This is a genomic window from Streptosporangium sp. NPDC000396 (genome assembly GCF_042898655.1).
Classification (GTDB): Bacteria; Actinomycetota; Actinomycetes; order Streptosporangiales; family Streptosporangiaceae; genus Streptosporangium.
The window spans coordinates 1-13,714 of sequence record NZ_JBIAZA010000036.1; the positions used below are offsets into that span (position 1 = coordinate 1).

The 13,714-nt window shown below is 69.0% G+C and carries 11 protein-coding genes and 1 pseudogene; 6 read left to right on the plus strand and 6 right to left on the minus strand.

Annotated features, from left to right (window positions below; genetic code table 11):
- Positions 1–652 precede the first annotated feature (652 nt).
- Positions 653–2,929, plus strand: coding sequence for a hypothetical protein (locus ACFY2X_RS39560; RefSeq protein ID WP_389948243.1), 2,277 nt, complete (start codon positions 653–655; stop codon positions 2,927–2,929).
- A 104-nt stretch (positions 2,930–3,033) separates the two neighbouring features.
- On the opposite strand, the gene ACFY2X_RS39565 is transcribed toward ACFY2X_RS39560, so the two are convergent.
- The 3 genes from ACFY2X_RS39565 to ACFY2X_RS39575 form a co-directional block, all read right to left on the minus strand.
- On the minus strand, positions 3,034–3,213 hold the full coding sequence (locus ACFY2X_RS39565) for an AAA family ATPase (protein WP_389948245.1): 180 nt from the start codon (positions 3,211–3,213) through the stop codon (positions 3,034–3,036).
- Positions 3,214–3,221: 8 nt separating this feature from the next.
- Complete coding sequence (locus ACFY2X_RS39570) at positions 3,222–3,683, minus strand: SAM-dependent methyltransferase (protein WP_389948247.1); 462 nt, start codon at positions 3,681–3,683, stop codon at positions 3,222–3,224.
- A 135-nt stretch (positions 3,684–3,818) separates the two neighbouring features.
- Positions 3,819–6,965 carry a BTAD domain-containing putative transcriptional regulator gene (locus tag ACFY2X_RS39575; protein ID WP_389948249.1) on the minus strand — a complete coding sequence of 1,049 codons (3,147 nt, stop codon included), beginning with the start codon at positions 6,963–6,965 and terminating at the stop codon, positions 3,819–3,821.
- A gap of 1,177 nt (positions 6,966–8,142) precedes the next feature.
- On the opposite strand from ACFY2X_RS39575, the gene ACFY2X_RS39580 reads away from it, so the two are divergent.
- The gene (locus ACFY2X_RS39580) at positions 8,143–8,664 is read left to right on the plus strand and encodes a hypothetical protein (protein WP_389948251.1); all 522 of its coding nucleotides are present in this window, start codon (positions 8,143–8,145) and stop codon (positions 8,662–8,664) included.
- Positions 8,665–8,891: 227 nt separating this feature from the next.
- On the opposite strand, the gene ACFY2X_RS39585 is transcribed toward ACFY2X_RS39580, so the two are convergent.
- Positions 8,892–9,632, minus strand: a complete 741-nt coding sequence (locus ACFY2X_RS39585; RefSeq protein ID WP_389948253.1) for an SDR family NAD(P)-dependent oxidoreductase — start codon at positions 9,630–9,632, stop codon at positions 8,892–8,894.
- A 91-nt stretch (positions 9,633–9,723) separates the two neighbouring features.
- Between ACFY2X_RS39585 and ACFY2X_RS39590 the strand changes: the two genes are divergently transcribed.
- Complete coding sequence (locus tag ACFY2X_RS39590) at positions 9,724–10,224, plus strand: MerR family transcriptional regulator (RefSeq protein ID WP_389948255.1); 501 nt, start codon at positions 9,724–9,726, stop codon at positions 10,222–10,224.
- A 265-nt stretch (positions 10,225–10,489) separates the two neighbouring features.
- Positions 10,490–11,143 (plus strand): class I SAM-dependent methyltransferase, encoded by a 654-nt coding sequence (locus ACFY2X_RS39595; protein WP_389948257.1) that lies wholly within the window; start codon positions 10,490–10,492, stop codon positions 11,141–11,143.
- A 33-nt stretch (positions 11,144–11,176) separates the two neighbouring features.
- Here the strand turns inward: ACFY2X_RS39595 and ACFY2X_RS39600 are convergent.
- Positions 11,177–11,563 (minus strand): annotated as a pseudogene (locus ACFY2X_RS39600) (helix-turn-helix domain-containing protein); the annotation flags it as partial.
- Here ACFY2X_RS39600 and ACFY2X_RS39605 point away from each other — a divergent pair.
- A complete protein-coding gene (locus tag ACFY2X_RS39605; protein WP_389948462.1) occupies positions 11,477–11,941 on the plus strand; it encodes a hypothetical protein in 465 nt (154 codons plus the stop codon). The pseudogene ACFY2X_RS39600 and the gene ACFY2X_RS39605 sit on opposite strands and share 87 nt — an antisense overlap.
- A 59-nt stretch (positions 11,942–12,000) precedes the next feature.
- Here the strand turns inward: ACFY2X_RS39605 and ACFY2X_RS39610 are convergent, their stop codons facing one another.
- On the minus strand, positions 12,001–12,579 hold the full coding sequence (locus ACFY2X_RS39610; protein ID WP_389948259.1) for a TetR/AcrR family transcriptional regulator: 579 nt from the start codon (positions 12,577–12,579) through the stop codon (positions 12,001–12,003).
- 76 nt (positions 12,580–12,655) lie between these two features.
- Between ACFY2X_RS39610 and ACFY2X_RS39615 the strand changes: the two genes are divergently transcribed.
- Positions 12,656–13,642 carry an alpha/beta hydrolase gene (locus tag ACFY2X_RS39615; protein WP_389948261.1) on the plus strand — a complete coding sequence of 329 codons (987 nt, stop codon included), beginning with the start codon at positions 12,656–12,658 and terminating at the stop codon, positions 13,640–13,642.
- The last annotated feature ends 72 nt before the right edge of the window (positions 13,643–13,714 follow it).

Sequence of the window (13,714 nt, forward strand, 5' to 3'; positions counted from 1 at the left end):
CGTCCTTGAAGTCCTGATCGAACTTCCGTCGCGTCTCTGCCATCGCCGTCCCCCTTTAAGGCGATGTCTCTACGTTACGAGGGGAAGCCCAGCCCCATATACGGAAGCACTAAAGGCCGTCGTGATCATCGAGGTCATACCAAAGACCGCGAACGTGACCGACATGGCGGCCAAGGCGATGGACACCTATGGGCCCGCCATCAGCCCGGCGGTGCACCGTGTCGAATTCGCCTACCTTGAACGAGCCTCTTCAGGCGAGCCTCTATCTCGGATGGTCGTCGTCTACGAGCGAGCCGGCTCCACGTGGCAAAGACGGTCCCCGCCCTTATGGGGGCTTAAGCCGGATAATCACATCAAGCCCTATATCAGACAGAAAGCATATTATCGGGGAGCGGTGATCGGGGTTTGCATCATTGCCGCACACCATGTTGATGCGATCGCATCAACAGTGCCTCGTTGTCACAACGCACAGCCTGCCACGGCAGTGGACCGGCGGTGTCCTCGCAATCCGCTCCTTGAGCAGGCCCATAGGGGAGTGGCCCCAGTCACGCCGACTTCAGCGTGATTTGATCGTTTCAGTAGTGGCTCGCTAAGATCGGGCGCCTTTGTTTGGATCTTCAGATCCTGTCCGCTCGTGCCCGAGGGTATTCCCATGCGCCGTTACCGTTTCGGCAGAATCGCCACGCTGTTCGCCGCCATTTATGTGGCCGTGGTCATCGTCTCCGGCGTCCGCGCGCTGGCCACCGGCGACCCCGCGCTGCTGCGCGAGATCGTCACCGGAGGATGGGACACCGACTTGGTGCCCTACGCCTGGTGGGTGGAACTCCTCATGGTCGCGGGCGGCGTCCTGCAGGGCTGGGCCTACTGGCAGATACTGCGCGGGCGGCCGACCGGCGCGGCGGCGGTCAACGACAGGCCGGTCCGGCTACTACGAGCGGCCCTGTACCTCAGCGTCACCTGCACGCTGCTGTACCGGCTTCCCCTTCCATACCAGTGGTGGCTCGGCCTACCCTTCGACCTGCTCCAGATCGCCTTCGTCGGGCTGTTCTTCGTGGTCCTGGCCGACGTCCTGCCTCGATGGCTGCGGCTGCTCGGGCTCGTGGCAGGGCTGGCGAACGCCGCCATGAGCATGGCCTCCACCTTCGCCTACGGCCTCGGCCAGTACTCCGTCCTGCAGTTCGTCTCTCCGTACCAGCTCGGAAACGCCGTCTACCTGCTGTGGCTGGTGCCTGTCCTGGTCGGCCAGGACAGGCACGCGCGCTGGACCCGGGGCACTGTGCGGATGGGCGCGGCCTCGGCGCTGCTGTCGCTGCTGTCGTCGGGAAGCGGTTCGTTCATCTCGTTCGGCGGTTGGGGCGTTGACTACAACCTTCTGCTCGTCATGGTCCTGGGCATCATGGGTGTACTCGGAACGGTGTGGCAGGCCCGCTCCGCCCACGACCTGGGCGTCCTGACACCCGTACCGTCTGCGGCGCCTGCGGTCCAGGTCGCACCCGCGCGAGCGTGGTCCCTCGCCGCCGTGGCCGTGGTGCTCCCGCTGATCCCAGCGGCCGTCAACCTCGCGGACGGCATGCCCTCGTGGATCGGCCCCCGCGGCGCGGTCGACGACCTCTTCCACGGGCACGTGAGCTACCCGGCGACCGTGCTCTGGGTCGCCCTGGACATGCTCATCGGGGCCGGCGCCCCGGCCGTACTGATCCTGATCGCGGTCATGCGCAGAACCAGGCGGCTGCTGCGTGTCACGATGCTGACCCTGACCCTCGCCGCGGCGGCAGGAATCGTCACCGCCCTCACGACGAAGTCCGAAGCGGACTGGCAGCTCACCCCCGAGATGACCGAGCAGCGGCTGGCCCTGTACCCGGACGGACTGTTCGACCCGAACGACAAGGGCGAAATCCTCTTCGGGATCTCCCCGCTGTGGTACAGCGCCGCGCTCGCCGCCTCCGCCCTCGTCCTGTTCCTGCTCTACCGTTTCCCATCTACCGCCCGATCGCGCCACCACGTACTCGTGGCGGCGCTGGCCGCCTCCATGGCCCTGTGCTTCCTGCCGGCGGCCGACCAGTCACGCGGTCGGGTCACCACGGCCGAGGACTGCTCATCTTTCGAAGCCCGGGAGACGAACGGCGAGCTCGCGGAGCCCTCGCCACCGACCGACCCGCGTGCCTTCATCTGCGCCGTACGCCGGCAGCACACGTTCCCGTTCGCCGCCACCGCCCCCGACCAGGTACTGCTCGACCACGGCCATCGCCTGTGCGCCGCCTACACCCGCAACGATCCGCGCGAGCTGGCCCGCCTGCAGGAGGTCGAAGGGGTGAACATCCGCAGCCTGAGTAGGGTGCTCAGCGGGATCTGCCCGGCCGCGAAAGCGGAGATCGCGGCGGAAGCGGCCGCCGAGAATCGCGAATTCAACGAGTTCATGGCCGAGGAGCAGCGCAAATGCGACGCCACCCCGCGTCACCGCCCCCTCATCAAGCCCGCCAAGGCGATCCGCCTCAAGGAACCGCAGTGGCCCGAGGCGGGCTTGGAGCTGTACGACGAATTCCCCGGCGAGGGCAAGAGCGCGACCTCCGGCCCGGTTACCGCCGCGCCCGGCTACGTGACGGTGAGCACGGATTCCGACTTCCACGTCTGCGTCACTCTGGAGACCTACACGCGCCGCCCACCGATCGAGACCAAAGGCTGGGACAACGTCGTCGAGGTCGGCTACGCCAACCAGAGCGGCGAGATGAGCTTCACGGACGGCCTGAGCGGCACCGAACTGCCGGACCTGTCGCTCAACGGCCGCAAGGGGCACTACCGCATCCGCCTGCACCTGGCCTGGTTTCCCTGGAAGGGCGAGGAGGACGGCACCCAGCGGCTGTTGATCATGGCGTACCCCGGACCGGGCGACAAGGTCGTCACCTACCGTAGACCGCCGAAGCGACGTTGACGAAGCCGGCGCGAAGGGCACCCGCCGTGACCGCCCGGATGCTGACGGTCGAGTTCGCCCGGGTTCTCGCCTCCCGGTTATCGGGAAACAGAACCTCACCGATGTCACCGAAGCCGTCTGCAGTGTCCTCCTGGCTGCTCGCACCAGCCCGATGCCCGCGCGGCGGCGTACTCCAGCAGGGTGGACTTGCCGATGCCCGCCTCGCCGCGCACCACCAGGGCACCGGCCAGGCCGCCGAGCAACTCGTCGATCCGTGCCTGCTCCGCCTGGCGGCCGTACGACATGCCACTCCTCAGTAGTAGGTGCGCATCAACTCGGTCGCCCAGGCAGGCTGCACGATTTCACCCTGCGGACCGAATTCGACCATGTAGGGCTTGATGTCGAGAACCGGAGTGCCGTCAATGGCGTCGAGGCCGCGCACGCGCACGTCGAGGCCGTCCACGCCGAGAAGGCGGCAGCGGGAGACCCCCAGCCGGTTAGGGCGGTTCTTGCCCCGCTGCGCGAAGATGCCCACCAGCGGCCAGTCCGGATTGCCTCGGGGGCGACGAGCGGCCGTCTGCACGGAATCCGGATGCACGAGGTGGAACTGGAAGATCACCTCCAGGTGTGAGAACGTGTCGAGTCCGGCCAGGGCCTCCGGCCCGAAGCGAGCACCGTCCAGGCGGATCACCGCCGTCTCGGTATTCCAATCGTCGTCAAACGCCTCGGCGCGTCCACCGATCACGGTTCCCACCGGGTGAAATTCTATGGTCATGGTCATGACTGTACGGCTATCGCCCCATCGTCCGAATCAGTCATGACCCTGGTGCGCTCTGGGAGCCGGCGTACCTCGTCCTGCCGCCGCTGCTCGTGGCGGCGACTTGTCCGGCGTCGCATCCGAGCGCGGTCCTTACACCGCGTCTTCCAGCAACGGCGCGAGCTTCTCCTCACACGGTGCGTGTCCGATCTGCCTGCACAGTCGCAAGGCCTGGTCGGCCTTGTGCGCCGCCGCCTTGCGGTCGCCACGTCGCCGGTCCAGTCTGGCCAGCTCCGTCAGCGCGGCCAGCTCAGGCAGCCGGTACGTGTTCTCGGACGCCACGGCGTGTCCCCGTAGCGCGTGGCGGACGGCACCCTCGTGGTCGCCCTGGGCGTCGAGCAGCCGGGCGCGGGCGAGCAGCGCGTAGGCCAGATGCCAGCTCAGGCCGCCTGCGCTGATGAGGTCGTCGGCCAGGTTCAGGCTGTTCGCGGCCTCTGCCGTCAGGCCGAGGTGGATTCCTGCATCGGCCAGCGCGACCAGCGCCGCCGCCTCCACCAGCCGGTCACCCTGGCTGCGGCACACGTGGAGCGCACGCAGCGCCTCGTCCCGCGACTGCGCCCACTGGCCGTTCTCCCAGTGCAGCCGGCTGATCCAGATCTGCGTCGTGGCCGCGCCGTGGCCGCCTATCGAGGTGATCAGGGCGACCGACTGCCGAAGGCAGGTCTCCGCTTCGCCGTACCGGCCCTGGTCGAGGAGCACGGCACCCAACTGCCGCAGATCGGCTCCCTCGGCGTAGGGCAGCTTGTGGCGCCGGCTCAACGCGAGCGCCTGCCTGCAATATTCCTCGGCCAGGTCGAGCCGGCCCAGGTGGTGGTACTGGTTGCCGAGCGCGTTGAGTGCCCGGATGCGGCCGGGCACCGAGCCGAGCTCGCCGAAGAGCTGCGCGGCCCGGACGTTGTCGGCCATCGCCTCGGCGAGGTCGCCCGTCCACGCGCGCGCGAAGCTCAACCCCATCCTGGCCGCCGCCTCGCCCTCCCGCCCGCCGCTCTCGCGGGCGATGCGGACGGCCTGTTCCAGGTGCCCAACGGCCTCCTCGCGGTGGCCGGTGCGAAAGAGACCATCGCCCATGCCGGTGTGCAGCATGGCGGTTACGGCCGGCACATCGTGGGCGGAGGCGGCCTTCAGCAGGGCCGGCGCGATCTCCACCCACTCACCGATGCGGCCGGTGCGGGCACAGATGGCGCGAACCATGTCGGCCAGGCGCCAGACCTCCGGGCCGAGATCACGCTCGATTGCGCGCATCAGCGCGGCCATCAGATTGATGACGTCGGCGGCCTCGGGGGACGGCTGCTCACGGGCGTCCGTATGCGGCTGCAGGCCGGGGAGCAGGAACTCGCCTGGCGCGCACTGGGTGGCGATGGCGGCGCCCAGTTCCAGGTAGTGGTCGAACAGGCGATGCCACGCCGGCTCACGCTCGGGGTCGCGCCCGGCTTCCGCCACGGCGTAGAGCCGGACCAGGTCGTGGAAGCGGTACCGATCGGTGATGTGGTGTTCGAGCAGGTGTGCCGCGGCCAATGCCTTAAGCGAGGCGCGCGCCGCGTCCTGAGGGAGGCCGGTGGCCGCCGCTGCGGCCGCCACGGTGACGTCGGGGCCGGGCACGAGCCCGAGCAGGCGGAAGACCCGCTGCTCGACTGGGGCGAGCACGCGGTAGGAGGCGGAGAAGGCGATGGTGACGGTGTTGTGCTCGGCACCGTCCACGATGAGTCCCGCCAGCGGGTTGCCGGCGGCCAGCTCCGCCGCGACCGCCGCGGTGCCGTCCTCGGGCCGGGCGGCGGCGTTCGCGGCGGCGATGCGCAGCGCGAGCGGCAGCCCGCCGCACGCGCGCACCAACTCGCCGCGCGCATCCGACTCGGCCGGGCCGTCCGCCGGTCCGAGCACGCCGTCCAGCAGTGCCCGGCCGTCCTCGTCGGAGAGCGGGCCGAGCGAGTGCTGCCTGGCACCCGCGTACGCCACCAGTTCGCCCAGCCGGTGCCTGCTGGTCACGAGCGCTACGCCGGTCGGGGGCAGGAGCTGCTCGATCTGGGCAGCTGAGCGAGCATTGTCCAGAACCAGCAGGAACGAGCGCCCCGCCAGCAGCGAGCGGTAGAGGCCGAGCTGGATCTCGAACCCGCCCGGCACCCGTTCAGGATCGACGCCGAGCGAGATCAGCAGCCGAGTCAGCGCCGCTGTCGTGGTCAGCGGCTCATGGTCCGGATCGTAGCCGCGAAGGTCGATGTAGAGCTGGCCGTCGGGGAAGCGGCCCTTGGCCTGGTGCGCCCAGCGCAACGCGAGGGCCGTCTTGCCCATGCCTGCCGTACCGCTGAGCACGCACACGCCGTCACCGCCGCCCAGGCACTCGTTCAGCCACGCCAGCTCCGCGTCGCGGGCGGCGAACCCGGGCACGTCCCTGGGCAGCTCGGCCGGTCGCGCGACGAAGAACGCCAGCGGTCCTCGTCGCGGCGAAGGAGGCGTCGGCTGCGCGGAAAGAGTCACCGCCTGCATGCCCTGCCCCGGGGAGTCCGGTTCGTCGTCCTGCAAGAGCCGCTGGTGCAACTGGCGCAGGGGGCGGCCGGGCTCGATGCCCAGTTCGTCGACCAGCAGCCGTCTCGCGTCTCGGTACACGGCCAGCGCTTCGGCACGGCGCTCGCACCGGTGCAGAGCCAGCATGAGCTGCCCCAGCAGCCGCTCGCGCAGTGGGTGTTCGGCCACCGCCGTGTGAAGTTCGCCGACGATCTCGGCGTGCCGCCCGGACGCCAGCTCCGAGTCGTACAAATCCTCCAGGGCGCAGAGCCGCCTGTCCTCAAGACCCGGGCGTTCCTGGTGGATCAGCTCGACGCTGGTCCCTGCCAGCGCGGGCCCGCGCCACAGCCCTGCCACGGCGCGCAACCGCGCCACGGCGTCGGTGTGGCGCCCCTCCTCGGCGTCGGTGCGCGCGGCGGTTCTGTACCGCTCGAACAGATGCAGGTCGAGCTCGTCCGCGCCGGCGTGGATGCGGTAGCCGGCACCGACACGGCTGATGCGCTCCTTGCCGACCAGAGTTCGCAGCTCGTGGATGTACACCTGCAAGCGCGCGACAGCCGTGCGCGGCGCCCGCTCGCCCCAGACCAGGGCGACGAGCCGGTCGTCCGACACCGTGCGGTTCGCATTGAGCAGCAGGGCGGCCAGCACGGTCCGCTGCTTCGGTGAGCCCAGCGCGATCGGCCCGTCAGGCCCGTCGACCGACACCGGCTCGAGAAGCGCGAACCGCGCCTCCGACTCCATGTGCCCCCTTCACGCCCCGGTTCTCCCGCTGTGATGCTACCGAGTGATGATCGCGCCGCTGAGCGGCCGGGAGAAGCCGGATAGAAGGCGGGGGAAATGGGTGCCGGACTCCGTCCAGCTCGGGGGAGTGGTCAGGGCAACTGGCGATGGAGGCGGTCAGCGCGTGTCCCCCGGCATACCGTTCCCGTACTGACTGTCGGAGTCGTGCCGGGATCCAGACCGGATCCAGCCACCACTCGCAGCGCCAGCCCCGCTTGCGCGACAAGGCGCTGACGTGCCTGGTCGGGGCTGAGCCGGAAAGAAGTACCGCAGCCGCTGTGCCCGCGGTGGCGGCGCACTTTTCTGCTCGCCCAGTCGGCCGATGGCCGCCGGCCCGAGCCTGGAAGCGGCCGGCTTCCAGATCCTGTGACGGGTCCTGTCCAGCCTGAGCCGCCGGCGGGCGGCTCAGGCTGGACAGCCAGGTCAACGGCTGCGCCGCGATCGTCTACGGCAGGCGTGGACGACGTGACCACCTACAGGTAAGTGCGGCCCGGTGGGTCACTTCAGGACCCAGAGCGCCCAGAACGGACTGTCCCATTCGCAGTCCCAGTATTCATGGTCCCCGGAGTACCTGTAGCCCGCTGCCTCGCACTTCGCCAAGGTCCTGTGAACACTCTTGATGTGGGCGGCCTTGTGCTTCACCACATCCGCACTCGCACTCGCGGGCGCGCTGGTGCCGAGTGTTGCAGCCATCGCCAGGATGGTCGCTGGGACCAGCATGCTCGTGATCTTGTTTCGCATGGAGAACCTGCCTTTGCTCGATTACGCGGCAAGAGTCGCAGGCAAGGCTTCCGTGGCTCTTCTCCTTCGCTTCCGGCCGTATCCTCGCACGCTCATCATCGCGCGAGGCAACTCACACTCATGCCGCCGATACGCGCGAAGCCGTTCCCCGCCGGCGGTTTCGGCCGAGCACGCGCCGTACGGGGTGTTCATCTTCACCGTCGGTCTGGGGAGTTCGTGATCCATGCCGCCAGTTCATCGTGAGCAGGCAGGCCAATCGCCCGGAGGCGGCCCAGATGCGCTCCACCGGGTTGGGGCCGGCACTGGCCGCACGAGTGCAGGTCTGCCCGTTCGGCAGCGGGAAGTACGTGCGAGCCGAGCCGTTCACTTGAGAGGCGGGGGCATCGATCATGGAGCCGTGAAGGCAGAAAGGCTCGCGGACCTGTCGGCGGCCGATCCCGGTATGCGGGCTGAGGCCCTGCGATGGCTCGCGGGCAACGGAGACTCCGTCGACGTGGCGGCCGTCGCGCCGCTCGTCCAGGATCCTGGCGAGTTCGACGATCGGGACCATGACGATCCGCCGGAGTCGGCTCGTACGCCTGTTCGGCTGGTCGCTCTCGCCACACTCGCCGAGCTTCGGCCGCCTGGGACGTTCACCGAGACGTTCGACCGCGCCCTCCAGGATGACGATCATCGCGTCCGTGCACTGGCCGCGATGGAAGCCTCGGCCGCGGCACTGCTGGCGAGGCTCGCCGTAGAGCACGATCGAGGTGTGCAGTGCCGGATGGCGCTCGCGCTGCTCGCCCGTGACGTCGGGCGTGAGGAGGCGCTCACGGTCCTCGAACGGCTGCGTAGCGGTGACGATCACGCGGCGGTGGCCGCGGCCTCTCTCCTCAACGCCGTATCAGGCTCCTCGCCCGGCATCGATTCGACGGGGTAGCGGCGCCCGCGTGCCGCCGCGAGCGACTGGACGACACCTCGACCGCTTCGCCGCCGGTCCGGGCGGGGACCTGCACGCGGCGTCGCGGGGGTCCCGGAAGCAACGGCCGGAAAACCAACGGGGTCGTGCTGGGGGCACCAGCGGTAATAGCTGTGGGCTGGAAGCACGATCGAGTACCCGTCCACTCGCGGCCAGCCTGGCGGAGAGCGGACGGGGACGGCTCGCCGTCAGATGGTGTACCCGCCGTCCACGGCGAGGGCGGTGCCGGTGACATAGCGGCCGCCGGGACCCGCCAGGTAGGCCACCGCGGCGGCGATGTCCTCGGCCTCGCCGTATCGCCCCAGGGCGGTGAGGGAGCGCTGGAAATCGGCGGTCTCGCCGTCTGCCGGATTCATGTCGGTGTCGATCGGGCCCGGGTCCACGATGGTGGCGGTGATCCCGAGCGGCCCCAGCTCCCGGGCAAGTCCCTTGGTCAGCCCGATGAGCGCGGACTTGGCCATCGCCTGCAGGACGAAGTTCGAGCCGGGAACGCGCCCGTTGAAGCACGACCCGATGCTGATGATCCGCCCGCCGTCGCCCATGTGCCGGGCGGCGGCCTGGGCGGCCAGGAACACCGACCGGACGTCCACGGCGAGCACCCGGTCCAGTTCCGCAGCGGACACCTCTGCCAGCGGGCCGTAGGTGAGGAAGCCCGCGTTGTTCACCAGGATGTCGATGCGGCCCAGCTCCCGTACCGTCTGCTCCACTGCCTCCGCCGCGGCGTTCGGATGAGCCAGGTCGGCCTGGATGACCACGGCCCTGCCGCCATCCGCCTCGATCTGCTTGGCGACCTCGCGCGCTTGGTCCACTGCCTGGACGTAGGTCAGCGCAACCGTCGCCCCCGCCTCAGCCAGCCGTTTTGATATCGCCGCGCCGATCCCGCGGTTGCCGCCGGTCACCAGCGCTACCTTGCCGGTCAGGTCACTCATCGATGCTTCCTTCGTAGAAGGTGTGTTCGTCATGCCGGCATGGTAGAAGTTAACATCAGTGTCAGGTTCAAGTCGTCGTGCGAGGTGAGGAATGCGGATCGGCGAGCTGGCCCGGCGCAGCGGGGTGAGCGAGCGTTCCCTGCGCTACTACGAGGCACAAGGGTTGCTACGCGCGGAGCGCACCCCCGGCGGCCACCGGGACTACGACGAGTGGGCGGTCGACCGTGTCGTACGCATCCAGACGCTCTATGCCGCGGGTTTGAACAGCAAGAAGATCGCACAACTGCTGCCCTGCATGAGAGATGCGGACGGTCGCCCGAACGAGATCGCCACCCCGGAGCTGGTCGACAAGCTCGCCGCGGAGCGCGATCGCATCAACCGCATGATCACCGATCTGATTCGCTCCCGCGATGTCCTGGACGAAGTGATCGACACGGCGTCGGAGAGCCGCGACCACTGGTCCGGCTTCACTCACGCGTCGACCCTGAGCGCCGGGCCGACCGGCGCGGCAACCACCGCCCAGCGGGGCTTGAGCGGCGACCGAACGGCCAGTGGCGTTAACGAGCTTGAAGGCGTGATGTCGCCGGGCTGACAGGCGGCGGTCGTGGCGGTTCTCAACCCCGCGGAGAGCCTCTGGCCGGTGTTACGTCGCAGCGGTCAGGCCGGCACCGCTTTCACCGGCTCGAGCCATCTCCTCACGTCGCCACGCCATGAGCTCCACTGAAGCATTTCAGGCACCGCCGCCGGATTTCGGGCGAGAAGACGGCTTCCCACTACGAGATCATCACTGCTGATGCCAAGGACGAGCTGAGCGTTTTGTTCAAGACGCGGCATGCCGTGCCGCCGAGACTACGGCTATGGCTGAAAATACATTCACTCCCGCTCTGGGACGTGTGGCGCCCACGCGATTCTACGATCCGATTGTCGCGTTGACCCGTGAACGGCTGTGGCGAACTCTGATGGTCATGCACGTCGCGCCGCGGCCGGAGGATGTCATCGTCGACGTGGGATGCGGCACCGGTTCGACGGAGCTGTTGCTGAATCGGATCGAGCCGCGTGCACAGGTCATCGCCGTGGACCCGGACCCGGACGTGATCGCGGTGGCACGACGCAAGACCGAGGCCTCTGGCGCCAGGGTCCAGTGGAAGATCGGCATGGGTGACGCGCTGCCGCAAGTCCTTGGATCCGGCGTCGCGGACACGGTGGTGTCCAGCCTGGTGTTCCACCAATGTCCGCTCGATATGAAGCGGGCCATCCTCGAGTCGATGTACACGGTGGTGCGGCCTGGCGGAAAGCTGGTCATCGCCGACTACGGGCTACAACGCAACGGTCTGATGCGGCTGGGATTCCGGCTGGTGCAACTCGCGGATGGGGTCGAGGACACCCGGCCCAACGCCGAGGGCATCCTGCCGCATCTGATCGCCCAGGCCGGTTTTCGTGACGTAAGGGAGGCCGAGGTCGTGTCGACACTCACGGGTTCGATCTCGGTGTACGTCGCGTTCCGGCCCTGAGGAGTGCAGCAGCGGGTTCACCACCTTGGGTGTCAGGCCCATCATCTCGCGCATCCACCGAGTCAAGTGCGCCTGGTCGGCAAAGCCGCTCGTGATCGCCGCGCCGGCCAGCGACTCCTCGTTCCGCAACGCCTCGACCGCTCTGCGCAGCCGACTCCAAGCACGCCAGCGTGCCAGTGGCATGCCTAGCTGGCTGCGCGCCAAAGAGCGCAAACGTTGTGGAGACAGGCCGACCCTTGCGGCCACATCCGTCAGCGGGACCGATCCGTCCGACAGTGCCGCCATGGCCGCGAGCAGACGGGGATCAAGTTCGCCGGCCGGCCTGGCACCGGCGTGGCGAACGTCGCTCTCGTCGAGATGGCGCAGTTCGGGTGCGGCAGTGATCCTGGGACCGTAACGCCGGCGCAGCCGGTCGGCCATCGCGCATTGCGGTTCGACGAAGAACACCCGAAGGTCCGCCATCGCGAGCATCCGATGCCGCACCATGGGCGGCACAACGAGCGCGGGCGCCTGGTGACGGCTGCCGCCCGCGTCCACCATGGCCACCTCACCCGCGGGGGCGACGGCGATCTGAAAGGCGGCGTGCCGGTGAAGAGCGCTGTCCACCGACGGGCCCTGGTAGAAGGCGTAGCCATGGCCGACGACGAAATCCGGCATCAGCCTCTCGCCGCCCCTTTCATCATCGGCCATGTGGCAACTTTAATCGGCCTCACCTCTTCCCTGCGGTGGATGACCGGCCGGCGTGCGTACGGCGGCGACGCGGACCGGCAGGTCGGCGGCGAAACCCGGGAGCCGTAGCGCCCGGGGCTCGGGCCGCCTCGTCGCCGTCGGCGCCGATCGCCGGTTCGACGGCAGGTCTAGGCCGGATCGGCACCGTCGGTGAAGTGCAGCAGAACCATCTCGACCAGTGCGGCGACGTCGGCGTCGACCATCGGCTCGCCGGTCATGCCCATCCGGTGGAGCAAGGTTCCGACGACGACGTCAATGAGGAACAGGACCCGGTTCTCCGGCTCGCCGAGCGCGTCCTGGAGCACGAGCCGGTACGGATCCTGAAACTGCGCGGACAGGACCTCGCGCAGGGCCGGATCGCTGACGGCGTCACTGAACACGCCTGCGAACGCGTCGCCTACTCCGGGCTCGCCGATCTTCGCCGCGATCCAGCGGATGGCCGAGGACAGGAGCTCGGCTCGACCGGCGCCCTCCAGCGGCACCGGGCCGAACGCGTCAAGGAGGCAGTCCACGATCAGCGCGCCCTTCGACGGCCAGCGACGGTAGATCGTCGTCTTCGCGACGCCGGCCGCGGCGGCGATGCGGTCGACGGTGGCACGCGCGTAGCCGAGCTCGTGGACCGTGCTCAGCGTCGCGGCGAAGACCACGGCGTTGACGCCGGAGCGTGGGCGACCGGGTGGTCTGGCGGATGTGGTCGCTCGGGTCATGCCCAAACGATAACCTATTGCGCTACTGTTGGTATCGATACTTGCGGTAGCGAAACTATTGGACTGAGGAGGACGCATGAGCGAGGTCACCGATACGGAGCGGCCGCCGCTGGGCATCCGGTTGCTGCGCGCCCTGGGAAAGGAGCTGGACTGGTCGGCGATGACGGCCGAGGAGTTGGTCGCCTACCGCGACGCGGAGAACCGCAAGCGGGCATCCCGTGTGGGGCGGGTGGTCACCGGGCTCCCGGACCGCGGCGCCGCGATCCAGTGGCGGGAGATGGAACTGCCCGGCCGCAGGCTCCCGGTCCGGGTGTACCGGCCGTCGCCCGGGCGCGACGGCGGGCGCGACGGCCTGCCGCTCGTGCTCCACGTGCACGGAGGCGGGTTCGTGGGCACGGCGGTACAGAGCGACTGGGTGAACAGCCACCTCGCCGTGCGGCTCCCCGCGGTCGTCGTCTCGGTCGAGCACCGCCTTCTCGATGCGGAGACTCCACTGTCGGCGGCCGTCGACGACGACTGGGACGTGCTCCGGCACGTGGTGCAGCACGCCGCGCAGTGGGGGATCGACCCGGCGCGAACCGCCGTCTTCGGCGAGAGCACCGGCGCGTTGATCACCGCCCTGGTCACGATCCGGGCCAGAGAGTACGGCCTGCCCCTGCGGGCGCAGGTGCTGGTCAACCCCGCTGTCGACCTGACCTCGACGATGTCCGACCACGCCTCGTTCACCCGGCACGCCCACAGCCCGACCCTCACCGTGCCGCAGATGCAACTGCTCCGCCGGTTCGCCGTTCCGCCGGGAACGGATCCTCGTACGATGTCGCCGCTGTATGCCGACGACCTGAGCGGGCTGCCCCCCGCGCTAGTGGTGGTGCCGACCATCGACCCGCTGGCCGATCACGGCCGCAGTTACGCCGAGCGACTGCGAGCGGCCGGGACGTCCGCGCGGCTCACCGAACATCCCGGAGCGACGCACGCGTTCCTCAGCATGCCGGGCGTGGTGTCGCAGGCGAAGGCCGCGCGGGCGGAGATCCTCGAGTTCCTCCGAGGGGCCCTCGCTGGGTGACCGGTCCGGCCTGCCGGTTTCCGTTCCACATCATCGCCGCCATGGACGAGATGATCGTGGGCCGACCGTCGG